Annotated in this window: 23 protein-coding genes and 1 tRNA gene; 20 read left to right on the forward strand and 4 right to left on the reverse strand. The window is 73.5% G+C overall.

The genetic code is table 11. The annotated features are described in order from the left end of the window. Window positions 1–14 precede the first annotated feature (14 nt). Window positions 15–88 (reverse strand) — tRNA-Pro (locus tag E0504_RS25065). A gap of 144 nt (window positions 89–232) precedes the next feature. Then, entirely contained in the window at window positions 233–739 is a 507-nt protein-coding gene (locus E0504_RS25070) for a hypothetical protein (protein ID WP_112107817.1), read from the reverse strand. Between the two features lie 339 nt (window positions 740–1078). Between E0504_RS25070 and E0504_RS25075 the strand changes: the two genes are divergently transcribed. The 14 genes from E0504_RS25075 to E0504_RS25140 all read left to right on the forward strand — a co-directional run bounded on the left by E0504_RS25075 (window position 1079) and on the right by E0504_RS25140 (window position 15299). Next, a complete protein-coding gene (locus E0504_RS25075) occupies window positions 1079–2140 on the forward strand; it encodes a class F sortase (protein WP_243657608.1) in 1062 nt (353 codons plus the stop codon). Window positions 2141–2879: 739 nt separating this feature from the next. Continuing rightward, entirely contained in the window at window positions 2880–3923 is a 1044-nt protein-coding gene (locus E0504_RS25080; RefSeq protein ID WP_112107818.1) for a C40 family peptidase, read from the forward strand. A 226-nt stretch (window positions 3924–4149) separates the two neighbouring features. Continuing rightward, complete coding sequence (locus E0504_RS25085) at window positions 4150–4752, forward strand: CDP-alcohol phosphatidyltransferase family protein (RefSeq protein ID WP_112107819.1); 603 nt, start codon at window positions 4150–4152, stop codon at window positions 4750–4752. Between the two features lie 26 nt (window positions 4753–4778). Next, window positions 4779–7295, forward strand: a complete 2517-nt coding sequence (locus E0504_RS25090; RefSeq protein WP_071063728.1) for a mannose-1-phosphate guanyltransferase — start codon at window positions 4779–4781, stop codon at window positions 7293–7295. A gap of 67 nt (window positions 7296–7362) precedes the next feature. Next, complete coding sequence (locus E0504_RS25095; protein ID WP_131625955.1) at window positions 7363–8280, forward strand: DUF881 domain-containing protein; 918 nt, start codon at window positions 7363–7365, stop codon at window positions 8278–8280. Then, a complete protein-coding gene (locus E0504_RS25100; protein WP_112107821.1) occupies window positions 8277–8627 on the forward strand; it encodes a small basic family protein in 351 nt (116 codons plus the stop codon). Before E0504_RS25095 ends, E0504_RS25100 begins: the two co-directional genes overlap by 4 nt. Then, a complete protein-coding gene (locus E0504_RS25105) occupies window positions 8624–9475 on the forward strand; it encodes a DUF881 domain-containing protein (protein ID WP_112107822.1) in 852 nt (283 codons plus the stop codon). The genes E0504_RS25100 and E0504_RS25105 overlap by 4 nt, the downstream gene beginning before the upstream one ends. A gap of 114 nt (window positions 9476–9589) precedes the next feature. After that, window positions 9590–9970, forward strand: a complete 381-nt coding sequence (gene gcvH / locus E0504_RS25110; RefSeq protein WP_112107823.1) for a glycine cleavage system protein GcvH — start codon at window positions 9590–9592, stop codon at window positions 9968–9970. Between the two features lie 409 nt (window positions 9971–10379). Beyond that, window positions 10380–10925, forward strand: coding sequence for an FHA domain-containing protein (locus E0504_RS25115; protein WP_020572244.1), 546 nt, complete (start codon window positions 10380–10382; stop codon window positions 10923–10925). Further along, window positions 10903–11757, forward strand: coding sequence for a MerR family transcriptional regulator (locus tag E0504_RS25120; RefSeq protein ID WP_373693935.1), 855 nt, complete (start codon window positions 10903–10905; stop codon window positions 11755–11757). Before E0504_RS25115 ends, E0504_RS25120 begins: the two co-directional genes overlap by 23 nt. Before the next feature lie 159 nt (window positions 11758–11916). Then, a complete protein-coding gene (locus E0504_RS25125) occupies window positions 11917–12402 on the forward strand; it encodes a bifunctional nuclease family protein (protein ID WP_006540374.1) in 486 nt (161 codons plus the stop codon). Window positions 12403–12762: 360 nt separating this feature from the next. After that, window positions 12763–13389 carry a MerR family transcriptional regulator gene (locus tag E0504_RS25130; RefSeq protein ID WP_112107828.1) on the forward strand — a complete coding sequence of 209 codons (627 nt, stop codon included), beginning with the start codon at window positions 12763–12765 and terminating at the stop codon, window positions 13387–13389. Between the two features lie 63 nt (window positions 13390–13452). Continuing rightward, window positions 13453–14490: an ATP-binding cassette domain-containing protein gene (locus E0504_RS25135; protein WP_112107824.1), complete on the forward strand. Its 1038-nt coding sequence runs from the start codon at window positions 13453–13455 to the stop codon at window positions 14488–14490. Next, window positions 14487–15299, forward strand: coding sequence for an ABC transporter permease (locus tag E0504_RS25140; protein WP_020462472.1), 813 nt, complete (start codon window positions 14487–14489; stop codon window positions 15297–15299). Before E0504_RS25135 ends, E0504_RS25140 begins: the two co-directional genes overlap by 4 nt. Window positions 15300–15360: 61 nt before the next feature. Here the strand turns inward: E0504_RS25140 and E0504_RS25145 are convergent, their stop codons facing one another. Continuing rightward, window positions 15361–15903 (reverse strand): hypothetical protein, encoded by a 543-nt coding sequence (locus tag E0504_RS25145; RefSeq protein ID WP_083391037.1) that lies wholly within the window; start codon window positions 15901–15903, stop codon window positions 15361–15363. Between the two features lie 527 nt (window positions 15904–16430). On the opposite strand from E0504_RS25145, the gene E0504_RS25150 reads away from it, so the two are divergent. The 6 genes from E0504_RS25150 (at window position 16431) to E0504_RS25175 (ending at window position 24347) form a co-directional block, all read left to right on the forward strand. Then, the gene (locus E0504_RS25150; RefSeq protein WP_112107825.1) at window positions 16431–19322 is read left to right on the forward strand and encodes an FtsK/SpoIIIE domain-containing protein; all 2892 of its coding nucleotides are present in this window, start codon (window positions 16431–16433) and stop codon (window positions 19320–19322) included. 56 nt (window positions 19323–19378) lie between these two features. Then, window positions 19379–20611, forward strand: coding sequence for a hypothetical protein (locus tag E0504_RS25155; RefSeq protein WP_243657610.1), 1233 nt, complete (start codon window positions 19379–19381; stop codon window positions 20609–20611). A gap of 111 nt (window positions 20612–20722) precedes the next feature. Next, window positions 20723–20986 (forward strand): hypothetical protein, encoded by a 264-nt coding sequence (locus E0504_RS25160; protein WP_018499991.1) that lies wholly within the window; start codon window positions 20723–20725, stop codon window positions 20984–20986. Window positions 20987–21379: 393 nt separating this feature from the next. Then, window positions 21380–22900: a trehalose-6-phosphate synthase gene (locus tag E0504_RS25165; RefSeq protein WP_071063714.1), complete on the forward strand. Its 1521-nt coding sequence runs from the start codon at window positions 21380–21382 to the stop codon at window positions 22898–22900. Between the two features lie 38 nt (window positions 22901–22938). Next, window positions 22939–23163 carry a hypothetical protein gene (locus E0504_RS25170; protein WP_071063712.1) on the forward strand — a complete coding sequence of 75 codons (225 nt, stop codon included), beginning with the start codon at window positions 22939–22941 and terminating at the stop codon, window positions 23161–23163. 92 nt (window positions 23164–23255) lie between these two features. After that, complete coding sequence (locus E0504_RS25175; RefSeq protein WP_235013967.1) at window positions 23256–24347, forward strand: ATP-grasp domain-containing protein; 1092 nt, start codon at window positions 23256–23258, stop codon at window positions 24345–24347. A gap of 44 nt (window positions 24348–24391) precedes the next feature. Here the strand turns inward: E0504_RS25175 and E0504_RS25180 are convergent, their stop codons facing one another. Then, window positions 24392–24943 carry a histidine phosphatase family protein gene (locus E0504_RS25180; RefSeq protein WP_112106299.1) on the reverse strand — a complete coding sequence of 184 codons (552 nt, stop codon included), beginning with the start codon at window positions 24941–24943 and terminating at the stop codon, window positions 24392–24394. Between the last annotated feature and the right edge of the window lie 116 nt (window positions 24944–25059).

Below are 25059 nucleotides of genomic sequence, written 5' to 3' on the forward strand. Positions count from 1 at the left end.
TAAACCGTTTTGTGTCGGGACGACAGGATTTGAACCTGCGACCCCCAGACCCCCAGTCTGGTGCGCTACCAAGCTGCGCCACGTCCCGTGCTGACGAACGCTACCCTACCGGAGATCCGGCGCTGTGGTGGGGGTCGATCTCACACACCGGCTCAGGTCCGTCCCGGGGGATCGGCCGGCGCGACATGACCACACCGGCCGATCCGTCCTAGGCTCCTGGGGGGCGGTCGGTTCAGATCGACCCGTGGCCGCGGCGGCGCATGCCCGCGCCGATCAGGATGGCACCGAGACCGGCCCCGGCGATCGGCAGCAGCGGCGAGTTGCCACTGTCCGCGGTGCCGCCACCGCCCGCGCCGACGCCGCCGACCGGGGCCCCTCCGGCGCCCGCACCGACACCGACACCGGCACCGGCGACGACGCCGACCGGGCAGTCCCTGTCCTTGTCCTTGTCGTCGAACCAGTCGTCGTCCTTGTCCCTGTCGTCCTTGTCCCTGTCGTCCTTGACGGCGTCCTTGTCGTCGACGAAGGCACGGGCCTCCTTGTCGCCTTCGCGGTCCTTGTCGTCCCTGTCCTTGTCGCCGAAGATGTCCCACTCCTCGGACTTCTTGTCGTCGCACCGACCCTTGTCGTCAAAGATGTCGGCGTGCGCGGCCGTCAGTCCGGGTCCGAAGCTGAGGATGACGGTTGCCGCGCTCGACATGGCGAGAAGCGCGGCGCTCCGTCCCATTCCCTTCCTCATCTGGTCCCCTCTCTCACGCATGGTTATTGCTTGGTCACTGCGAGTGACACCATAGCGAGGAGTGGTCGGGATGGGACGCAGCGAGACGGCGTGGTGCGACGGGTCCGAACGGGCCGCGGGTGCGACCGGCGCGGGACCGGCATCCATTGCGGGACATGGGTTGAGCTGCGGCGCGCGACCGCCTCACACCTCCTTGCCGGATGTGGTCCTGGCGTGGGTCGTTCGCGTCACGCGACTCGACGCGCAACTACGCTCGGCTACCGCCGAGGCTCGATACCATCACCTTGCGTAGTTCTTGGTGGGTCGGTGTCGATGGACGGTCGCTGGACGGAGACAGTCGTGAAGCGTGGAGCGACGGAGCGGTCGCCGGTGCGTATGACGTTCTCCCGCCTGTTGCTCGTCGCGGGCGTGGTACTGGTCGTCGGGAGCGGGTTCCGGCTGACCGAGTCCGATCCCGCCCCGCCCTCGGACACCGAGAGGGTCGACGTCGCCGGCCTCGGCACCGCGATCGACCAGGCCGGCGCCCTGGACGGGACGGGTGCGCCCACCGGCCCGGCGGCCGCCGCGCCGGTGCCGGTGCTCCCGCCGGTCGTGGTCACCGACCCGACGCGGGTGCGGATCCCGGCGATCGGAGTGGACGCGGCGATCGTCCGGCTCGGGCTGAACGCCGACGGCTCGCTGGCCGTGCCGAAGAAGTGGCAGGAGGTCGGCTGGTACGACCGGGGCCCGGCGCCCGGCGCGCTCGGCCCGTCGGTGCTGGTCGGCCACTACGACTCGACCTCCGGGCCGGCCGTCTTCTACCGCCTGCGGGCGTTGCGCGCCGGGGACCAGATCGAGGTCACCTCGCCGACCGGGCTGCGCACGACATTCACGGTCGACCGCACGGAGGACACGACCAAGAAGGCGTTCCCGACCGATCGCGTCTACGGCGCGGTGGGCCGGCCGGAGCTGAGGCTGATCACCTGCGGCGGGGCGTTCGACGAGGACACGAACCACTACCTGAGCAATCTGATCGTCTACGCGCACGCGAACAGCCCGTCCGTGCCGGGCGCCCAGCCGCCCGGCGCCGGGGCGCCGCCCGCCGGCGCCCCGGCGCCGGCCGTGCCAGCGCCGGCTGTGCCCACTCCAGTCGCGCCGGCCCCGTCCCCGTCCCCGGCCGTGTCCGCGCCGGCCGTGTCCACTCCAGTCGCGCCGGCCGTGTCCGCGCCGGCTGTGCCCGCTCCAGTCGCGCCGGCGCCCGCCATCCCTGTGCCGGTCGGGGTGGCACCCGCAGCCCCGGTGTCTGTCGCGCCCGTGCCTGTCACGCCCGCTACGGCCATGCCCGCGCCCGCCGCGCCCGTGCCAGGCGCGGGCGCGGGCGCGGCGCCGAACGCCCCCGCTCCGCCGGCCCCAACCGGCTGAGCCGGCCGGCGACCTTTCGCCGGATGTTTCGCGGTGGCCCCAATGTGCTTTGCGGGCGCTCCGCGGCGGTCGCGCGCCCCCCACGAAGGTCGAGCCCGCCCCGCCCATTCTGTTTCACGCGTATTGCCCGGTGTGGCCGCGCAGACCCGCCGTCGCTGGCGCCCGGACCCAAAAGGCCACGTCCGGGGCGGTCTGGCGGCCCGTGCGGGGGCGTTCCGGCGCGCGTCGCCCTGATGATCCGCCCGGCTGGCGCCGGAAGCCCGAATGCCCATATCAGGCAGGCATCAGCGGCCTCTCCCCGGGTGCCGTCACGGCCCGCCCGCCCCACGCCCGCCGGGTGTTGATCCGACGGAAAGTAAGCGGCTATTTCCATGTCGTGATCGAACCCTCGCGTTCCGGGAAGGTGGGCGATTGTTGTGAGGGGGGTGATTGTCGGGCAAGTGCCGAAGTCCACTATCTTCAGCATCGGCACCTGCGTGCACAGCTATTTGAGAGTGCCGAGCACCGTCCGATGTATGTAAAGCGTCGAGCCGAAGCGCCGTGTCCTGCCCCCGGCCCGACGACCCCTCCGAGACAGGCGGGGCAGGACGAGGGACCTCGGCGGTCCCGGTGACCGGGCGATCCGTCCGGCCGCCGGACGGCCGATCCGGTCCCGCCGGCCGTGCTGGCCGGCGGGTCGGTGTGCGATGCCGAGCGCGGCAGAGCGCCTCACAGGCGCCGGTAGAGAGAAGGACACGCGTTGCCCCGTCGTGGAATTGCCTGGCTGCCCGAGGACTGGGAGCAGTTCGTCAAGGGGCGACAGCGCCCCTCGAACGCCCGATCGGGTACGGGCGCCCGGCGGCGCACCTCCCAGCCGCCTCGTCGGGCGGCGACGATCGCCGCGTTCACCACGGGCACGCTCGCGGCCTCGACGGCGGCCTTCGCCGCCACGGTGCCGGCCACCCCGGACGGCACCGCGTCCATCGACCCGGGCGCGACCCAGACGGCCTCCGTTCTGCCGGGCCAGGGCGGGACGGCCGCGCCGGACGCCGCGGCCGCCGCCGCGCCGCTGGCGGGGGCGATCGCGTCCTCCGAGCCGATGTTCACCAAGGTCTCGCTGACGGCGGACAACACCACGGTCGCGCCGAACGCCCCGGTGGTGCTGACCGTCCGGGCCAATGAGGCTGGCGGCGCTCCGCTGGCCAACCAGCGGGTCCGCATCGTCGTGGTGAACGGGCCGAAGTGGCAGACCTCGACGGCGCTGACGACCGACACCAACGGTCAGGCCCAGATCACCGCGCGGCTGCTGACCACCACGACGATCACCGCCGTCTTCGACGGCACGAGCGCGCTGCGGCCCTCGCTGGCCGGCGCGGCCACGATCACGATCAAGGCGCCGACGGCGCCCCGCCCGGCCGTCAGCCAGGCCATCCCGTCGGTGATCCCGGGCAGCTCGATCGGGGAGAAGGCCGTCTACCTGGCCTCGCTGCAGAAGGGCAAGCCGTACGTGTGGGGGGCGGAGGGCCCCTACTCGTTCGACTGCTCCGGCCTGGTCCAGTACGTCTTCAAGCAGCTCGGACGTTCCCTGCCGCGCACCGCGCAGGGCCAGTACAACGTGTCTACCCACGTGCCGCAGTCCGGTAAGCGCCCCGGCGACCTGATCTTCTACGGGACCGAGGGCAACATCTACCACGTGGGCATCTACGCCGGGAACGGCTACATGTGGGCCGCGCCGCAGACCGGCGGTGTGGTGTCGCTCCGCCCGATCTACAGCTCCACCTACAAGGTCGGCCGGATCATGTGACGCGCGGGGCGGCACTCGGCCCGGTTCGGGCCGAGTGCCGCCCCGCGCTCCCGCACCTGGCCGCGCGCCGTCCCGCACCACGCCGGGCCCGGACGGCGGCTACCACTCGGCGACCCGGCCGGCGCCTATCCGCTAGCGTCAGAGCCGACGACCCGCGTCCAGCGGTCGGCGCGCGAGCCGTCGGCGCCCGTCTTCGTGCGGCCGGGTCGGGGAGGAGGGACGCGGCGTGACGGCGGAGACGCAGGCCTCCGACCGGATCTGGACCATCCCGAACCTGCTGTCCGGTCTGCGCCTGCTGGGCGTGCCGCTCTTCCTCTGGCTCGCGCTGGGCCCGGAGGCGGACGGTGCCGCGCTGGGTGTGCTCGCCTTCGCCGGCATCAGCGACTACCTGGACGGCAAGCTCGCCCGGGTGCTGAACCAGACCAGCCGCCTCGGGGTGACTCTCGACCCGCTGGCCGACCGGCTCTACATCTTCGCGACCATCGCCGCGCTCACCCTGCGCGACATCGTCCCGCTGTGGTTCGCGTTGGCGCTCGTCGCCCGGGACGTCGCGCTGCTGGGCCTGGTGCCCGTGCTGCGCCGGCTCGGGGTGGGCGCCGCGCTGCCCGTCCACTACCTCGGCAAGGCGGCCACCTTCAACCTGCTGTACGCCTTCCCGCTCCTGCTGCTGTCCGCCGGCGACTCGTGGCTGGCGACGGCGGCCCGCCCACTCGGGTGGGCGTTCGCCATCTGGGGTATCGCTCTTTACTGGTGGTCCGGCCTCCTCTACGCAGAACAGGCCCGCCGGCTGGCCGGGGAACGCGCCCGCCTGGCCGCGGCGCGAAAATAGGGAGGTAACCCTTGAGAGCCGTCGTGATGGCGGGCGGCGAGGGCACCCGGCTGCGGCCGCTGACCGCGAACCTGCCGAAGCCCCTGCTGCCGGTCGTCAACCGCCCGATCATGGAGCACGTCCTGCGGCTGCTCAAGCGGCACGGTTTCGACGAGACCGTGGTGACGGTCCAGTTCCTCGCGGCGATGATCCGCAACTACTTCGGCTCCGGCGACGAGCTGGGCATGCACCTGTCCTACGCGACGGAGACCACGCCGCTGGGCACCGCGGGCAGCGTGAAGAACGCCGAGGACGCGCTGCGCCACGAGGAGTTCCTGGTCATCAGCGGTGACGCCCTGACCGACATCGACCTGACCGACCTCGTCGCCTACCACCGGGCGCAGGGCGCGCTGGTCACCGTCGCGCTCAAGTCGGTGCCCGACCCGCTCGAGTTCGGCATCGTGATCACAGGCGAGGACGGGCGGATCTCCCGGTTCCTGGAGAAGCCGACCTGGGGCCAGGTGTTCTCCGACACTGTCAACACCGGCATCTACGTGATGGAGCCGGAGGTCCTCGACCACGTCCCGGCCGGCGAGGCGGTCGACTGGTCCGGGGATGTCTTCCCCCGGCTGGTCGCCGCCGGGGCGCCGGTGTTCGGCTATGTCGCCGGCGGCTACTGGGAGGACGTCGGCACCATCGCCAGCTTCCAGCGCGCCCAGGCGGACGTGCTGAACCGGCAGGTGGACGTCTCGATCGGCGGGTTCGAGGTCTCCCCGGGGGTGTGGATCGGCGAGGACGCCGACGTCCATCCCGACGCCATCCTCAAGGGACCGCTGGTCGTCGGCGACTACAGCAAGGTCGAGGCCGGCGCCGAGCTGCGCGAGTTCACCGTGCTCGGCAGCAACGTGGTGGTGAAGCGGGGGGCCTTCCTGCACCGGGTGGTCGTCCAGGACAACGCGCTCATCGGCCCGCGGACGAACCTGCGCGGCTGCGTGATCGGCAAGAGCACGGACGTGCTGCGGGCCGCGCGCATAGAGGAGGGCGCGGTCATCGGCGACGAGTGCGTCATCCAGGAGGAGGCGTTCGTCTCCCATGACGTCAAGGTCTACCCGTTCAAGACCATCGAGGCCGGGGCGGTCGTCAACACCAGCGTCATCTGGGAGTCGCGCGGGCAGCGGTCGCTGTTCGGCCCGCGTGGGGTCTCCGGACTGGTCAACGCGGAGATCACACCGGAGCTGGTGGTCCGCCTGGCCAGCGCGTACGCGACGACGCTGAAGAAGGGCTCCACCGTCACCACCGCGCGGGACGGCTCGCGCGCGGCCCGGGCCCTTAAACGGGCCGTGATCAGCGCCCTCACCGCCGGCGCGATCAACGTCCGTGACCTGGAGGTGGCCCCGCTGCCGGTCGCGCGCTTCGACGTCCGCACCTCGGACGCGGCCGGCGGAATCATGCTGCGCTCCAAGCCGGGCGACGCCGAGCGCATCGACATCGTCTTCCTCGACGCCGACGGCGACGATCTCTCCCCGGCCGCGCAGCGCAAGCTCGACCGCGTGTTCACCCGGCAGGAGTTCCGCCGAGCGTTCCCCGGCGAGATCGGCGACCTGCGCTTCCCGGCGCGCACGGCCGACGTCTACACCCAGGACCTGCTCGACCGGGTGGACACCAGCGGGCTCGCCGAGGCGGATCTCAAGGTGGTCGTCGACCCGTCCGGGGGAGCGGCGTCGCTGCTGCTGCCCACCCTGCTCGGCCGGCTCGGCGTCGACGTGCTGACCGTCAACGGCCGGCTGGACGAGACCTACCCCGAGCCCGGCGCCGAGCAGGAGCGCAGGGCCCTGGACCGGCTGGGCGCGCTCGTGGCGAGCTCGCGCGCCGCGTTCGGGGTCCGCTTCGACCACATCGGCGAGCGGATCACCATCGTCGACGAGCGCGGCGACCTCATCAGCGACGAGCGGGCCCTGCTGGTCATGCTCGACCTCGTCGCGGCGGAGAACCGCGGCGCCCAGGCGGCGGTGCCCGTCACCACCACCCGGGTCGCCGACCAGGTGGGGCGCTTCCACGGCCTGACCGTGCGGCGGATGTCGATGTCCGGCTCCGAGCTCTCCCGGGTCGTGCAGGCCGAGCCGATCGTCTTCGCCGCCGACGGGCGGGGCGGGTTCGTCGTGCCGGAGTTCGCCCCCGTGATCGACGGCCTGGCGGCGTTCGTCCGGCTGGTCGCGCTGGTCGCCCGGACCAGGCTGACGCTCAGCGCGATAGACGCGCGGATCCCTCCGGTCGCGATGGTGCGGGCGTCGGTGCCCACACCGTGGGCGGAGAAGGGCACCGTCATGCGCCGCGTCGTCGAGTCGGTGGACGTCGACTCGGGCGACCAGGTCGACACCACCGACGGGGTGCGCGTCGTCGGCCCGGACGGATCCTGGGTGCTGGTGCTGCCCGACCCGTCCGAGGCGGTGACCCACCTGTGGGCCGAGGCGGCGGATCTGGGTGGCGCGCAGAAGCTGGTGCGCCGGTGGAGCGCCGTCGTGGAGACGGTGCCGCCGGAGCAGGCTCCCGTCAACCGTCCATGATCGTAATGGCTTCCCGGCGGCGGAACGCGACGGGTATGCCACAGTGGCCAGCCGGCCATCGGCGAGAATGCCGGATGTGCACGGACGGACACGGCTGACCACGCGCGCGAGCGGGGGGAGCCCGCTGGCGGGCGGCGCCGCGGCGACGGTGCTCGAGCGGATCGTGGCCGACGCGCTCGAGCCCGCCTACGCGCGGGACTCCAACGCCGCGCGCGGAGCCGGTCGGCGCGGTGGCGGTCGGCGCGGTGGCGGGTGGGCCAGGCGGCTGCTGCTGCCCCTGACGCTGCTTCTCGCGGGCCTGCTTGTCGCCGTGAGCGTGCGCCAGGCGGTCGATGACGCGCCGTCCCGGGAGCGGCTGCGGGCGCGGCTGAGCGCCGAGTACGAGGCCCGCTCCACCCACCGGGACGGCCTCGCCTCCTCGGTGGCCGTGCTCCGCTCCGCCACTGAGGGCCTGGTGAACCGGCGCCGGACGGCCGACGGGCTCTGGGCGGTCGCGAACGCCGAGATCGACGCGCTCGCGGCGCCGGCCGGCCTGGCGCCGGCACGCGGCCCCGGCGCGAGGGTGACCCTCGTCGACCCGTCGGCCGGGCCGCCCGCCGACGCGGGCAACCCGCGGCCGACGGCACAGGGCCCCGACGGCCGGCTCGCCGACCACGACCTGGCCGACATGGTGAACGCGCTGTGGGCCACCGGCGCCGAGGCCATCGCCGTGAACGGGGTCCGGCTGACCGCGCTGAGCGCGGTGCGCGCCGCGGGCGACACGATCCTGGTCGGCCTGAGCCCGGTCGCGGCACCCTACGTGGTCGACGTCGTCGGGGACCCTGACACGATCGTTCCGGGGGTGACCGCCGCGGCGGTCACGCTGCGCCTGCGCACCCGGATGGGCGCGCCCCCGAACGCCGTGACCGTCGCCCGCCTGGACGACGTCACCGTGCCGCCGGCCCCCAGCCCGAGCCTCCGATATGCCCGAGGGAGCGGATCTTGACCCGTGAAGGTGCGATCACCGGCCTGCTCGCGCTCGTTGTCGGCGTCGTCGCCGGGCTCCTCGTCGCGCCGAAGCCCCCGACCTGGCTGGACCCGTACCTGCCGGTGGCGGTGGTCGCCGCGGTGGACGCAGCGGTCGGGGGCCTGCGCGCGGCGCTGGAGCGGGTCTTCTCCGACCGTGTCTTCGTCGTGTCCTTCCTGTCGAACGTGCTGCTGGCCGTGGCGCTCGTCGCGCTGGGCGACGCGCTCGGCGTCGGCGGCGCGATGTCGACCGCGGTGGTCGTCGTCCTCGGCATCAGGATCTTCACCAACGCGAGCGCGGTCCGCCGATCGCTGCTGAAACTGTGACCGACGAGCTGCCGTCCCGCACTCCTCGGCTCCACGTGCCGCCGCCCGGCGAGTCGCCTCCCGGTGAGCCGCCGCTCGGGGAGCCGCCGGACACCACGGGGCCGGCCGGCGGCGGCCCCGCTGTCGTGCACCCGACTGTCGGGAAGGCGACGAGCGGCGGCACCGGCTCCCGGGTGCGGCTGTTGCGATACGTGACGGTTCTGTTGCTCGCGGTGCTGGGATTCGGTGTCGCCGTGATGATCCGGATCGCCGACACGCCCGAGCGGCTGGCGGCGGCCCGGCCCGACGAGCTCGCCACCGAGCTGGAGGACCTCGCCGTCGCCGGGCGGCGGCTGGAGGTGGAGGCCACCGGTCTCGAGCAGACCCGCGCCGCGGTCGCCGACGGCGCGCGCGGCGACGCCGACCTCGACCGGGCCCGCCGCGAGGCCGAGGCCCTGGCGGTACTCGCCGGCACCGGCCCGGCGACCGGGCCGGGCGTCACCCTCCGCATCGACGACCCGCGGGGGACCGTCGAGGCGTGGATCCTCGTCGACGCCCTGCAGGAGCTGCGGGACGCCGGTGCCGAGGCGATCGAGCTCTCCGGTGTCCGTGTTGTGGCCTCCACCTACATCGTCGACGCTCCCGGCGGCGGTATGACCGTGGACGGCGGCAGTGCCGTGCCGCCCTACGACCTGCGCGTGGTCGGGGACGCGCACACGCTTGCCCAGGCAATGCGGATTCCTGGCGGAGTGCTCGATACGGTAGCTACCCGGGATGGCGCGCATGCTGAGGTCACGAACTCGGATCGGATCGAGATCAGGGCGCTGCGGGCCGTTCCGACCCCCCGTTTTGCCCGTCCAGCCGGTTGAGGGGCGTGCCCCGCGACGACGCCGTCGCGGTGGGCGCCGGCCGTCCGGACGGTCCCATGCGTCCGTCGACGCCCGTGCCGGCGCTCGGCACCACGACCGCAGGAGGCGATTCCGGTGTACCCGGACGACCTGAAGTACACCCGTGAGCACGAGTGGGCCCGGGCCGAAGGGAACAGGGTGCGGGTCGGCATCACCGCGTACGCGCAGGAGGCACTCGGCGACATCGTCTTCGTGTCGCTGCCCGAGGTCGGGCAGGCCGTCTCGGCCGGGGAGCCGTGCGGCGAGGTCGAGTCGACCAAGAGCGTCTCCGACATCTACGCGCCCGTCTCCGGTGAGGTCGCGGCCCGCAACGAGGCGCTCGTCGCCGCTCCCGAGCTGGTGAACTCCGACCCCTACGGGGAGGGCTGGCTGGTCGAGGTCACGGTGGTGGACGCGGCCGTCCTCGACGACCTGCTCGACGCCGCCGCCTACCGCGAGCACGTCAAGGAGCAGTAGCCGCGCGTGAAGTTCGCGGCCGGCGTGAAGTTCGTGGCCGGACTGTCATTCCGGGACGGGCGTTCCCGGGGCGGGCGCGGTCATTGGACGGTGCTATGCGCATTGGCCTGGTTATGTCCTACCTCGTCCGATGTCAAGTGAAGGGCGGCCACCGCCCGTGTGCGGTGGCGCCACGCCGAACAAACACCCGACGCACCCTTTTCACGACGGTGCGCCTGATGCACTAGCCTCGAAGTGCGCCGTGACGGCATCGGCCGCGGACACCGCCGCGTTCGGCCGTTCGCGCGGGGTGAGTGCCCGATCACATCGGGTCAGGCCCCTGTCGGGGAACATTCCTGCCGCCGTCAGGGCGGCGGACCGAGCGGCCGGGCTCCCGCCTGCGGGCATCCGGCAGGAAGCGGACGAGACTGTGTTCTGCACGAGGTGCGGCCAGCAGAACCCGTCCGACGCGCTGTACTGCGCGCGGTGCGGGTCGCCTCTGGTGCGTCCGGGCGAGCCCGTGGCGCCGGAGCGACCCGCGGAGCAGACGTCGACGCTCAACCTGGCCGCCGCGCTCTCCGGCATCGAGGGTGACCACGTCGACGAGTCGACCGAGCGCGACGCCGTCGCCGCCGTCGACGCGCTTCCGCCCGGCTCGGCCCTGTTGGTCGTCAAGCGAGGCCCGAACGCGGGCAGCCGGTTCCTTCTCGACGCCGATCTCACCACCGTCGGGCGCCATCCGGAGAGCGACATCTTCCTCGACGACGTCACGGTCTCCCGGCGGCATGCCGAGTTCCACCGGTCGCCCTACACCAAGGGATTCTCCGTGCGTGACGTCGGCAGCCTGAACGGTACCTACCTGAACCGGGAGCGGATCGACTCCGCGGAGCTCACCGGCGGCGACGAGGTCCAGATCGGCAAGTTCCGCCTGGTCTTCCTGACGGGCGCGACCTATGGGGGGGTCGGGGTTCGGTGAACAGGTCCACGACGAGGTGAGCGGCGGCAGCAGCGCCGCGGCGGAACCCATGCGCTCGTCCGGTCGTGCGGAGGAGTCCCGGCCGGGATCGTCGCGGCGGGGCGGCCCGGGACAGCGGCCCGAGGATGCCGCGAAGACCCTGAACATCGGCGAGGTGTTGGACAGACTTCGCACCGAGTACCCCGACATCACCCTCTCGAAGATCCGCTACCTGGAGTCCGAGGGGCTGGTCGAGCCGGCGCGCACCAGCGCGAACTACCGGAAGTACTCGCTCGACGACGTCATGCGCCTGCGGCACGTGCTGCACGCCCAGCGTGAGCGGTACCTCCCGCTGCGCGTGATCAAGGAGGAGCTCGCGGCGCTCGACCGAGGCGACACCCCGCTGCCCCGGACGGGCCCGCGTGCCGTGCCCGACCGGCCGGCTGTCCGCGGCCTGGACGGCCTGCTGGGCGCGGAGCGGGTCCGTCTGTCCCGCCGCGAGCTGCTCGCCGCCAGCGGCCTCGACGACGACTCGCTGGCCGAACTGGAGGGCAACGGGCTCGTCGGCCCGATCGCGGGCGGCGGCTACTACGACTCCGACGCCCTGCTGGTGGCCCGTACCGTGGCCCTGCTCGCGGCGCACGGCGTCCAGGCGCGGCACCTGCGTGCCGCCCGCGCGGCGGCGGATCGTGAGGCAGGTCTCATCGAGGCGGCGGTCGCGCCGCTGCGGTCCGGTCGTCTGTCGGAGTCGGATGGTCGCGCCGCGGAGACCGCCGACGAGCTCGCCACCCTGCTGGTGCGCATGCATGCCGCGCTGTTGCGGACCCGGTTGACCGGCAGCCGGCCAGGCTAGCGGGGCACGGTCACCCAAAACGGCGCCATCTTCCACGGAAAGTGAGAACTGGCGGGCGCGCTGACGCGGGGCGGTAGCGGGGATACTGTCTCCCCGTGGGGTTTTCTGGCTCCGGTCACAGCGTCCCGCCCTACCCCACCTGCGCTAGGAGGTAGATCGGTGCATCGGCTGGACATCGTCGGCGTGCGTGTCGAGCTTCCGTCGAAGCAGCCGATCGTCCTGCTCAAGGAGGTGGGCGGGGAGCGGTACCTGCCGATCTGGATCGGCGCGGTCGAGGCGACGGCGATCGCCTTCGCCCAGGAGGGCATCACCACGGCCCGGCCGATGACCCACGACCTGATGCGGGATGTGCTGCGGGCACTCCAGACGGAGCTGACCCAGGTCACCATCACCGACCTGCAGGACGGAGTCTTCTTCGCCACGTTGGTGTTCGGTAACGGCGTGGAGGTCTCCGCCCGCCCCTCGGACGCGATCGCCCTGGCCATGCGGATGGGCGCGCCCGTGTACGGGGTCGAGGCGGTCCTGGCCGAGGCCGGGATCACCGTCCCGGAGGAGCAGGAACAGGAGCAGGAGAGCGAGCTGGAGAAGTTCCGGGAGTTCCTGGACACCATCTCGCCGGAGGATTTCAACACGCCGGGCTCCTGAACCAGGCTCGGAGGGCCGCGAGGCCCGGTGCCGCGCCGGATGTGACCCGAGCGGGGTAGCTCGTCCGGTTGGGCGCACACTTGTCCTGGTGCGGCCAGCATGTCCGCTGGACTACGGACACGCCGGCTTGGATCATTGAAGAGACGATGCCCCGCCCTTACGGTCGGGCGAACCGACTGCCTATCCGGTGCGCCGGCCGGCGCGGGGATGCGTCGCCGTTCGCCGCCGGGGGCGGCCACGGTGCCCCGCCGCCGACGCGGCGCGGGCCCGGGCTGGTGGGCGTGTGGCGCGGCGCCGGTGTGGGCGGTGTCGTCAGCGGGCGGGCCGTGAGGCTCCCGGACTGTCCGGAGGATGGGACTGGTGAATGGTGGCACCTCGATCGGAGCAGCCGCGCGGGTGGCGCCGGAGGAAGCCGATCCCGCCTGGGTGGATGCCGAGCGGACGACCATGATCGAGCAGGGTCAGCTCTTCGGCGACGAGATCCCGCAGCCGCCCGGTGACGACGTCGGATACCGCGGGCCGACGGCCTGCTCGGCGGCCGGCATCACCTACCGCCAGCTTGACTACTGGGCGCGCACGGGCCTGGTCGTACCCAGCGTGCGCGGGGCGAGCGGGTCCGGCAGCCAGCGCCTCTACTCGTTCCGCGACGTGCTGGTCCTGCGGGTCGTCCGCAAGCTGCTGGAAGCCGGGGTGTCGCTGCAGAACATCCGGGCCGCCGTCGACCATCTGCGGACCAGGGGAGTGGCGGACCTCGCCCACCTGACCCTCATCAGCGACGGCTCGACCGTCTACGAGTGCACCTCGGACGACGAGGTGATCGACCTGGTCCGGGGTGGTCAGGGCGTCTTCGCGATCGCGGTCGGGCGGGCGCTGGAGGACATGCGCGGCCAGCTCGCGGAGCTGCCCTGCGAGCGCCCCGGCAACCCGGCGGCGACGCACCCCGGCGACGAGCTGGCCCACCGCCGGCGGCGGCGCAGCTCGGCCTGATCGGCACGCCCCGCGGGGAAAAACCATTGGGGAACTGTCGGTGGCCTGGCGTACGGTCCCCGTGTGACGGATCATCCCGCGGTCCTCGTCGAGGGCCTTCGCAAGAGCTACGGCCGACATACGGCCCTCGCCGGGCTCGACCTCCTCGTCGCGGAGGGCACGGTCCACGGCGTTCTCGGCCCCAACGGGGCCGGCAAGACGACCGCTGTCCGCATCCTGGCCACGCTGCTCGCCGCCGACGGTGGGCGGGCCGAGGTCCTCGGGGTCGACGTGCTGCGCCAGCCGCAGCTGGTCCGTCCCCGGATCGGCCTGACCGGCCAGTACGCGGCCGTCGACGAGCGGCTGACCGGCCTGGAGAACCTGGAGATGTTCGGCCGGCTGTACCGGCTGTCAGCCCGCACCGCGCGGGCGCGGGCGGCCGAGCTGCTCGAGCGCTTCGACCTCGCCGAGGCCGCCGGGCGGCAGGCGAAGACGTACTCGGGCGGCATGCGTCGGCGCCTAGACCTCGCGGCGAGCCTCATCATGGCGCCGGCCGTGCTGTTCCTGGACGAGCCCACGACGGGGCTGGACCCACGCAGCCGCCAGGCGATGTGGCGGGTGATCGCCGACCTCGTGCGCGACGGCACCACCGTGCTGCTCACCACGCAGTACCTGGAGGAGGCCGACCAGCTCGCCGACCGGGTCTCCGTCGTCGACACCGGGCGGGTCATCGCCGAGGGAACCACCGACGACCTCAAGCGCCAGATCGGCGGCGACCGGCTCGACATCACCGTGGCCGAGGGCTGCGACCTCGGCGGTGCCGCCGAGGTGCTGGCCCGGTCCGGTACCGGCGCGGCCACCGTGGACGCCGACGAGCGCCGGGTGAGCGTCCCGGTCTCCGGCGCGGGCATCCTCGCCGAGGTCGTGCGCGGCCTCGACGAGATCGGGGTCACGATCGTCGACGTCGCGCTGCACCGCCCGTCCCTCGACGACGTCTTCATGACCCTGACCGGTCACGGCGCCGCCCCGACGGGTGCGACCGGCCCCGGCGGGCCGGGCGGTGACGACGGGCCTCCCGGCCCGCGTACCGGCGACGACGAGCGGGATCTGGTGAAGGCATGACCACTCTCGACCTGACACCCGTCGCGCGGCGGAGCCGGCTGACCTGGGAGCTCCTCGACGCCTGGGTGATGTGCCGGCGCAACCTGATGAAGACCTGGCGGGTGCCCGAGCTGCTGGTCTTCGCGACCATCCAGCCTGTGATGTTCGTCCTGCTGTTCAGCTACGTGTTCGGGGGCGCGATCGACGTCGGCCCGGATCTCGACTACGTCGACTTCCTGATGCCCGGCGTCTTCGTGCAGACAGTGATCTTCGGCGCGATGATGACCGGGATCGGCCTCGCCAACGACAAGGAGGAGGGGCTGATCGACCGCTTCCGGTCGCTGCCGATGAGCCGCTCGGCCCTGCTGACCGGGCGGACACTCGCCGACCTGGTCCGTAACGCCTTCATCATCCTGATCATGCTGTTGGTCGGCCTGGCGGTCGGCTTCCGCTTCGGTGACACCACGGTTCCGGCCATCCTGGCGGGATTCGGCGTGATGCTGATCTTCTCCTACGCCTTCTCCTGGGTGTCGGCGGTGATCGGCATGTCGGTCCGCAGCACGGAGGCGGCACAGTCCGGCGGGATGATCTGGGTCTTCCCGCTCGTCTTCGCCAGCTCCGCCTTCGCCCGGGTCGACACGATGCCGGGCTGGCTGCAGGCGTTCGCCGACCACCAGCCGGTCACCGTCACGGTGGATGCCGTGCGCGCCCTGTTCCTCGGCGGCCCGGTGGCTGACGACCTGCTGCTCTCGCTCGCCTGGTGCGGCGGGATCCTGCTGCTGTTCGGGCCGCTGGCCGTCCGGGCCTTCCGAAGGGACGCCGCAGGCTGACGAGGCCGCGAGATCAGGCCGCCCGGATCGCGGCAGGGCCCGATCGTGGCGGGCCGCGGCCTCAGGTGCGTCCCTCGGTGTTCTGGGCGTTGCCCAGGGTGGGCTCGTAGGCGACCCAGTCGGCGCGCAGCACGGGCCAGCCGTCGGCACGCAGCAGCTCCACGACCGCCGGGTCGTCGTCGACCACGACGGCGACCCGGCGGTGCACGCCGAGCCGGCGCAGCTCGGAGCGCTTGAAGATCCGCGCCGGGCGGCGGTCCGCGTCCGGGCGCATCCGTAGCTCGTTGAGGGGCAGCCCCTGTTCCCGCAGCCAGCGCTCGGTCGCGGCCCGGGAACGCTCCGGGCGCCCGGTCAACCAGAGCACCTCGTGGTCGCGGGCGAGCGAGCGCACCAGCTCCACCCCCTCGACCAGGGGCGGATCGACGTCCGCGGCAGCGAAGAACGCGTCCCAGTCACCGGGGCGGGCCCGCAGGAAGCGCAGGCGGTGCCGCACGTCGGCGACCACCCCGTCGACGTCGATGACGGCCAGCGGTCGGTCCGCCGGCGCCTCCGCCGCGGCGGCGGCCTGAAGCGGGCCACCCGCCACGCTGTCAACTTCAGCCACGCTGTCGAGACCAGCCACGCCTTCCATACCGGTCACGCTATCCACGTCGCCCGCACCGCCGCCGCCACCAACGCCGGCCGGGGCCCCGGGGCCCGCCAGCCCGTCCGGTTCGGTCTCCGACCCCGCGTCCAGGCCGGACATGCGCCCCGGATCCGCCACTTGTGTGCCTCCCGTACGGCGTCCACGTCGATGCTCCTCCGCCGGGCCATTGAACACGCGCGACACAGCGGATAAACCGTCGGTGTCCCGGCGGGCATCCGGTACGGTCCAGTTCATCATCGGGTGTTTCCCACGGTTATCGGCTGAACTGGCCGGGGACACCGGCCGGAGACACCCGGGTGGTCGCCGGTTCCGCATGCGGTGAAACGGCCCGACGTGACGCAACGGTCGCTAGCGTGGTGTGCCAGTGACTGATCGCTGGTGGTGATCCGCCAGCTGGCACCAGGTCAGGTGGCGGCGGGTGTCGTGGCGTCGCGGACGCGGCCCGGTCAGGAGACGTTCCGGTCGTCTGTCGCGAGGAGGTCGCGGTGTCGGGCACGCGGCGAGCACGCCTGCTCGTCTCCGGCATCACGGAGAGCCTGGAGGCGGCGCTCGCGCTCGCCGACCAGCTCGACGAGCAGGCGACCGAGCTGGCCTCCGGCGCGCTGCCCGTCCCGTCGGCCGCCGCGCTCGACCCGGAGACGCTCGGCGCGGTGCCGGCCGACCTCGCCGGCGATCTCGACCAGGTCGCGCTCGCGCTGAGCGAGGCCGGCGCGCTCGCCCGGCGGCAGGCGCCCGCGTTCGCCGGCGCCGGCTGGGACGCGCCGGAGTGGCGGGGAACACTGCCCGCGGGCGGCGCCGACCCCACGCCCGGGCCACCGGTCCGGCCGGGGCTGTGGCGGCTGGGCCGGATCCTCGTGCCGCCGCTGGCCCGCGGCGAGCGCACCGTCGAGGTGCCGCTGGCGGTGCCGCTGCTCGACGCGGGAAACCTCCAGATCGAGACCACCCGCCCCCGCCGCGGCGAGGCGGTCGGCCTGGTCCGCGGCCTGCTCACCCGGATCCTGGCGAGCGTCCCCCCGGGTGGCGTCCGGATCACTGTCTACGACCCGCACGAGCTCGGGGCCGGCCTCGCCGCTTTCGCCCCGCTGCGGGTGGCCGGGGTCGTCGGCCCGACGCTGACCAGCCGCGCGCGCCTCGAGCTCGCCCTCGCAGAGCTCTCCGGCGAGGTCGGTCGGATCACCGTCGAACGCCTCGCCGGCCGGTTCGACTCGCTACGCGAACGGGAGGACGCCGGCCTGCCCCGGTCGGAGCCGTGGCGGCTGCTGGTGCTGCTGGGCTGGCCGTCCCTGCCCGACGAGGCCGCCCGTGCGCTGGACGCGGTGGCCTCCCAGGGCCCCTCGTGCGGGGTGCACGTCATCGCGGTCGTCGAACCCGGGGGCGGTGGGGTCGACGTCCCCGGCGGGCGGGCCGCGGGGCGGCTGCCGAACGCGGAGACGATCACCGCGGTCGAGCTGCTGGCCCTGCGCGGCGAGAGCGACGGCGGGATGCCCGGCGGTTGGCGCACCACCCTGTCCGGCCTGCTCGGCTGCGTCCTGGACGCCCCCCCGCCGTCGGTGGTCGTCTCGGACGTCACCGCCCGGGTCGCGGCCGGGGTGGAGCGCGCCGCCGCCCGTGCGCCGGACCTGGGTGGCCTGCTGCCCGCCGGGCTCTGGGAGTACGAGAGCTCGGCCGGGGTCTCCGTCCCGGTGGCGCACGGCCCGGACGGCGAGGTCACCCTCGCCTTCGATGACGACACCGTGCACGGCCTCGTGGGCGGCCAGGCCGGGGCCGGGAAGTCGACCCTGCTGCTCGACGTGGTCTACGGGCTGGCCGCCCGCTACGGCCCGGACCAGCTCCGCTTCCACCTCCTCGACTTCAAGGAGGGCCTGGAGTTCGCCCAGTTCGCCGCGCGTCCGGGCGACCCCTTCTACCTTCCGCACGCCGACACCGTCGGCATCGAGAGCGACCGGGAGTTCGGCGTCGCGGTGCTGCGCGCCGCCCGGGACGAGATGCAGCGGCGCTCGGTGACGATGCGGGCCGTCGGCGCGCGCGACCTGCGCGGGCTGCGTGCCGCCGACCGCAGCTCCGCCTGGCCGCGCACCCTGATCGTGATCGACGAGTTCCAGGTCATGCTCACCCCACTCGACGCGGTCGCCCGGGAGGCGGTCGCGCTGCTCGAGGTGATCGCCCGCCAGGGCCGCGCCTACGGGATCCACCTGCTGCTGGCCAGCCAGACGCTGTCTGGCATCGACGCCCTGGACGCGACCGCGGGCAAGCGCGGATCGATCTTCGGCCAGTTCGCGCTGCGCGTCGCGCTGCGGACGTCGATCTCCGAGTCCCGGGTTCTGCTGTCGACCGCGAACGAGGCGGCGGGCGCGCTGTCCGGGGTCGGCGAGGCCATCGTGAACCGGCGCAACGGCCATCCGATCGGTAACGAGCACGTCCGGGTGGCCTATCCCGACCCGAAGGTGATCGCCGGGCTGCGGGAGCGGATCGAGGCCCTCGTGGCCCGGGCCGTCCCGCCGATGCGGGCGCCGCGGGTGTTCGTCGGCCACGCGCCGGCCGTCCTCGCCGACAACCCGGCCTTCCAGGCGCTGGCCGGGCGGCCGGCGCCGCTGCCCGGGGAGGCGGCGGGGGACCCGCTGGCCTTCGTCGGCGTCCCGCTGGACCTGGCCCCGCCGGCGGTGGGGGTGCGGCTCGCCCGGCTGCCGGGCCGGCACCTGGCGATCCTCGGCCCGCTGCGCCGCGAGGCGGTCGGCATGGTCCAGGCGGCCGCCGTGTCCGTCGGTGCCCAGACGCCGCGCGGCGGGCTGGTCGTCGACGTGGTCGCCGCCGATCCGGCCACGGTGGCCGCGGCCGAGGTCATGGCGGACGTCCTGCGGCGCTCCGGGCATCCCACCCATGTCACGGACGTCACCGGTCTGCGCGGGGTGCTGGGGTCGGCCGCGGCGGAGATCCGGGCCCGGGAGGAGGCCGCGCTGGCCGGGCGGGGCGAGGCCGCCGCGGGCATGCGGCTGATCGTCGTGTTCGCGATGGACGCCGGCCGCGCCGGGCTCGAGGCGCGCGACGACGCGTCGCGCCGGTCCGGTCTCGACGACCTGCGGACGCTGACCCGGCGTGGCCCGGCCACCGGCGTGCACCTGCTCTGCTGGTGGCGGGCGCCGTCCCGGCTCGTCGACGACCTCGGCCCGGGGCACCGGGACGACATCGCGGCCTGGGCGGCGACGGGCCTGCCCGGTGGTGACCTGTTCGGCCTGGCGGGACACCGTCCGGTCACGGCGGGCACGACGCCGAACCGGGCGGTGCTGTTCGACCGGCACGCCCAGGCCGAGCCGCGCACCGTCGTCCCGTTCGCCCCGCTCGGCACGGGGTCGGCGGCCGAGAGCGGAGCGGCGGTGTGAGCGGCGCGGGCCGGCGTGGGGTGAGTGATCCGCCCGAGGCGGGGAATGCGCGGAGGGTGGCTGATCCATATGGACTCCCGACGGGTCCCGACGCTGCCGGGGCGGGTGCCAGCGGCGGGCTGGGGCCTCCCGACCCCGGCTCCGGTCCCGATCCCAACCTCGGCCACGGGCGGGGGAACGGGAGCGTGAGCGGCGGCGGGAGCGCCCCGGGGGCGGGCGGGACGATCGGCTCCGGCCTCGCCGAGATCCCGGACGGGCCGCTCGTGCCGACCATGCCCTCAGGCGCCACCGCTCCCACCCCCCGGTCCGGCTCCGCCGCGGCCGTGCCGCCCCGGCCCGGCGCGTTCGTGCCGCGGGAGCTCGACCATCCGCTGGTAGCGGCCAACCGGTACCGGGAGCTGATGGGGGCCTCCGACGCGGTGCGGGCCCGGCTGGCCGAGAGCCTCGCCGCCCGCCAGGAGGGGCATGACGTGATCGCCCGCCGGCACCGCTCGGCGGCCGACGACATACGCACACGCATCGGCGTCGTCTGGGGGAGCGTCGGCGGGTCGCTGGCCCCGCACGGCCTGGGCGAGCTCGACCAGGTGCGCCCCCGCAGGGGCGAGGGGCCCGACCTCGAGGCCGTCTACCAGCGGTACGCCGGCGATCTGGACGGGCTCGACCGTGGCCGCGGCGGCCGTCCCACGGCTGTGACGATCGACGCGGCGGGCGGACGCCGCGCGTCGCGCGGCTCGCGGGCCCGCGGTGTCGACGAGCAGCCCTCCATGGGTCAGCGCGGCGGGAAGCGGCTCGGCGCGGCGTCCGGCGGCCTGGTCGGCGCCGACGGCCTGGTCGACCCGGAGCGGGCGAAGAAGCTGGCCTACCGGCTGTGCCTGGAGGTGATGGCCCGCTCCGCCGAGCTGCGCGCGGTGACGAAGGGCGCCTCCGGGATGTCCGCGGGGCTGGTCACCGCCCTGTGCTGCGCGCTCGGCGGCGCGCTGACGGTGGCGGCCCGGGTGTTCGTGGCGGCGCCGGCCCTGCCGTGCCTCGCCGCGGCCGGGGGAGTGGGCGCGATCGCGGTGGTCGCGGCCACCGGCTCGTCCGCGGCGGCCGCGGTGCGCAGCGCCCTGCTCGCCGCGGCGGCGGCGGCGGTCGCCGTCTTCGCCACGTTCGGTTTCGTGCCCATCGAGCCGGCGGGGGCCGTCGGCTCGCTGGCCGTGCTCGCGCTCGCGCTGCGGTTCGGGCTGGGCTTCGGCGCGGCCACCGGCTCGTCCAAACCCACCGGCCAGGGCGGATCCGGGCGGCGCTGAGGCCGGGGCCGGGCAGCCCGCGCCGGTGCGGGGACCAGCCGGTGCGGGGACCAGTGGGTGAGAGGACCCAGCCGGTGAGAGGACCCAGTCGGTCAACGAACGGAGTGCACGGTGGCAGGGACGATCGCCGACGTCAAGGCACAGCTCGACGAGGCGTTCCGGCGCACGGAAGATGTGACGGGCCAGCTCGAGGGCGCGCTCAACATGATCGAGGAAGCGCAGGCGATGGTCGTGGCGGCCACCGACGGCAGTGAGCACCTCGCCGTCGAGCAGCTCACCAGTGCGCTGGTCGAGACCAGGGACAGCCTGGAGAACGCGCTCGCCGCGCTCGGCAACGCCGTCCAGGAGGTCAAGGTCTACCGCGACGGTCTGTGACCGGGGGCGTACCACCGGCCCGGATCCGGCGTGGTGTCGGACACACTGCCGGTGGGACCGGTGTCGGCGGGGGAGAACCGCGGCGCGCGGTGCGGCCGGACCGGCCGGGCATGTGCACTGGTCGCGCAGTGGTGCGTACGTGGACGAACTGGTCGGGGTCCGTGCCACGGAGACCCGCACGCGCTGTGCGGTGGTGGTAACCCGCCGGGTGTCCGGGTAACAACGTCCTGGCCGGGCGGCAACGCGGTGCATCCGATAGCCAGGCTCACTACAGTCCGGATTGTCCCGTGCGCCCGACCCTTCGGCGGGCCGTGGCCGACAGTGCCCACATTGCCGGCCGTGCGCCGACCGACGGTGCCGGGCACCATGACGACCAGGAGGGCTTCTTCCGCCGTGTCGGACATCGACCTGCTCGATCTTCCGCTGGTTCTGCTGTCCAACCGAGGTCCTGTCAGCTTCGATCGTGACGCGTCCGGCCGGACCGTCAACCGTGGCGCCGGCGGGCTGGTGTCCGCGCTGTCCGGCCTCGCCGAGCACCTCGACGACGCGGTCTGGGTGTGCGGCGCCGCGACCCCCGAGGACGCCGCCGTCGCCGGTGAGAACGACGGCGGCGCGATCCTGGTGCAGACCCAGCCGACCCCGCACGTCGTCGAGGGGCAGCCGGACGGCCCGTCGATCAGGGTCCGGTTGGTGGTGACCGATCCGGACGCCTACGCCGACTTCTACAGCGTCTGGTCGAACCCGATCCTGTGGTTCATCCAGCACGGCCTGTACGGCCGGTCGCTGGCTCCGGTGCTCACCCGGGCCGAGCACGACGCGTTCGAGAACGGCTACGCCGCGGTGAACCGGGCCTACGCCGACGCCGTCGCCGACGAGGTGCGGTCCCGCGGCGGCAAGGCGCTGGTGCTGCTGCAGGACTACCACTTCTACCTGGTGGCCGAACACGTCCGCGAACAGTGCCCCGATGTGGTTCTCACCCACTTCGTGCACATTCCGTGGCCGGGCCCGGACGAATGGCGCGTGCTGCCCGGGAACATCCGGGAACGTCTGCTGCGCGGCCTGCTCGGCAGTGACGTCGTCGGCTTTCACACCCGCCGTTACGCCCGGAACTTCGTGCTGTGCGCCGGCGAGCTGCTCGGCCTGCCGATCAACCTCGACGACCTGACCGTCACGGTGAACGACCGGGTGGTGAGCGCCCGCTACTATCCGATCTCCGTCGACCCGGCGGCCCTCGACGCCACGCTGGCCAGCGAGGACGTCGCCGCCCACATGGCAATGCTGCGCTACGTGTTCCTCGACGAGGACCGCCAGCTCGTGCTCCGGGTGGACCGCACCGACCCCAGCAAGAACGTGGTGCGCGGTTTCCTGGCCTTCGGCACCCTGCTCGACCAACATCCCGAGCTCGTCGGGCGGGTCAGCTTCCTCGCGCTGCTGCAGCCGAGCCGGACCGACGTCCCGGAGTACGCCGACTACATCGCGCTGATCGGCGCGGTCGTCGCTGAGATCAACGCCAAGCACACCAAGGAGGGGCGCCAGCCCATCGATCTCCGCATGGTGGAGGACTTCGCGCTGGCGGTCGCCGCCTACTCGATCTGTGACGTGCTGATGGTCAACGCCATCGCCGACGGCATGAACCTCGTGGCCAAGGAGGTCGCCGTCGTCAACCGGCGCGGCGGCGTGCTCGCGCTGTCCGAGATGGCCGGGTCGCACGAGGAGCTGGGTGAGTTCGCCGTCACGCTGCACCCGTTCGACGTCCAGCAGATGGCCGACGCCCTCTACACCGCGCTCACGATGCCGATGGAGGAACGGCACCGTCGGCTCGCCGCGGCCGCCGAGCAGGTCCGCACGCACGACGTCCGGCGATGGCTCAACGACCAACTGGCGGATCTGCGTCACCTGGCTGGATTCTCCTGAGACGTTCCCGGGCGGGTACGCTCGGCGGGAGGTCGGGCATGGTTACCGTGGACGACGAGACAGGAGTGGACGTGTCGGAGACCGGTCATGTGCGGGGCAACGTGGGCTCTTGGGCGGCGGTGTACATCATTATCGCCGCCTTCATCTTCGGGACTCTCGCGTTGATCCTCGGTTCGGTGCCCCTGTGGATCGCGGCCGGTGTGGCGATCGTCGCGGGTGCCGCCATCGGCCTGGCCTCCAACATCATGGAGCAGGCGTACTGAGCGCGGCGCGCCTCTGGTTCAACCAGACCTGGCGCGGCACCTACCAGCTCATCGGGCTGCTGCGGGACGGAGCCGGCCCCGGCCGGCTGACGGTGCTCGGTTCCCACCAGATCCCGAGCACCCCGTTCCTGCAGGCCTGCGACGCCGTCATCGACGAGCCACCGGGCGAGGGCGACGAGTTCGTCGAGCAGGCACTGGCGGCGTGCCGCCGGCACGGGATCGACGTGTTCGTCCCCGGGCGCAACATGTTGGACGTCGCCGCCCGGGTCGGCGAGTTCGAGGCCGCCGGAGTGCGGGTCATGTGCTCCCCAGCCGCCTCGGCGCGGATCTTCACTACCAAGTCCGGGCAGTACGCGGCGATGGCGGCCCGTGGCCTGCCGGTGCCCCACACCCGGACGGTGACAACCTTCGCGGAGTTCGAGGCCGCCTGCGACGAGCTGTCGGCCGCGGGCTGCACGGTCTGCGTCAAACCGGACGTCGACCACGGCGGCCAGGGCTTCCGGATCATCGACGGGGACGCCGAGCGCCTGACGGCGCTGTTCGAGCCGCCGTCGGTGCGGGTCAGCCCCGCCACCATGGAACGCATCCTCGGCCGGGCCGGCAGCTTCCCCGCCCTCGTCGTGGGCGAGTTCCTGGACGGGCCGGAGTTCAGCGTCGACGTGCTCTCCCGCCCTGCTTCTGGCACGAGCCCCGCGCCCGGGGCGGGCCCGGTGGCGATGCCCGGCAGTGTCCTGGCGGCGGTGCCGCGAGGCAAGGACGGCCTGCCCTGGACCCGCAACCTGCGGGCGGACGCGGCCGTGACGGAGCTCGCCACCCGCGTCGTCGAGGAGTTCGGGTTGGCGTACCTGAACAACGTCCAGGTCCGCTACCGCGGAGCCACGCCGGTGCTGCTCGAGGTCAACACGCGGGCCGCCTCCGGGACCTACCAGTCGGCGGCGGCCGGGCTGAACCTGCCCTGGCTCGCGCTCGCGCTCCTGCTCGGGGAGCCGGTGGAGGTGGGCTCGCCGGACCTCCCGCAGACGCTCATCGCCTACAACGAGGCGATGGTCATGCGCCCGCTCGACCGCCTCTCGCCGCGCCCGCGTGGCCATGGCGTGGCCCGGGACGCCGCCCGTCGGCTGGGCTCGGCCGCCGGCCGGGTGCACCGCCGCAGCACCGGCCCCGACCGAGCCCAACCCGCCTGACGGCCCGGCCGGGCCCCTGCCGGTGCCAGTCGCTCCCTGGCGGCTCAGTCGTCCGCCGGGTCCCCGGGGGTGCCGGCGGACATCCGCAGAGAGCGCGGGGTGACGAAGTCGAGCAGCCTCGTCGTGGCCGGGCCGAGCTCGGCCCAGCGCGGCACCGAGGGGCCGTGCACGGCCAGCGCCGCCGTCGGGAACGTCGGCACGCGGTGCCGCTCGGACGGGGCGAGCAGCCCCACCGCGAGCGTGTGGATGCCCGGGTTGTGGCCGACCAGCAGCACGGTCGGGACACCGTCGTCGATCTCCCGCAGCCGGGCCAGCAGGTCGTTCGCCTCGGCCAGGTAGAGCCGGTCCTCCACCAGCACCGGGACGTCGCCGGGCAGCGCGTCGGCCAGGTGCTCCACCGTCTCGCGGGTGCGCACGGCGGACGAGCAGAGCACGAGGTCGGGCTCGAGACCGGACGCGGCCAGGTAGTCGGCGACCAGCGCGATACCGCGGCGCCCCTTCGGGGAGAGCGGGCGGTCCTGGTCACGGACCTCCGGGTCGGACGTCCAGTCGGACTTGGCGTGCCGCAGCAGCAGTAGGCGCGAGGTGGGCCTCACCGCGCGGCCTCGGCACGCGCGAACCCGTCGCCACCGGACACCATGGTCCTCCCCGTCTGTCGCCTGTCGAACGCCCGTCGAACGCGCCGGCACAGGCGCCGTGACGACTCGCAGAC

The organism is Parafrankia sp. BMG5.11, from assembly GCF_004337455.1.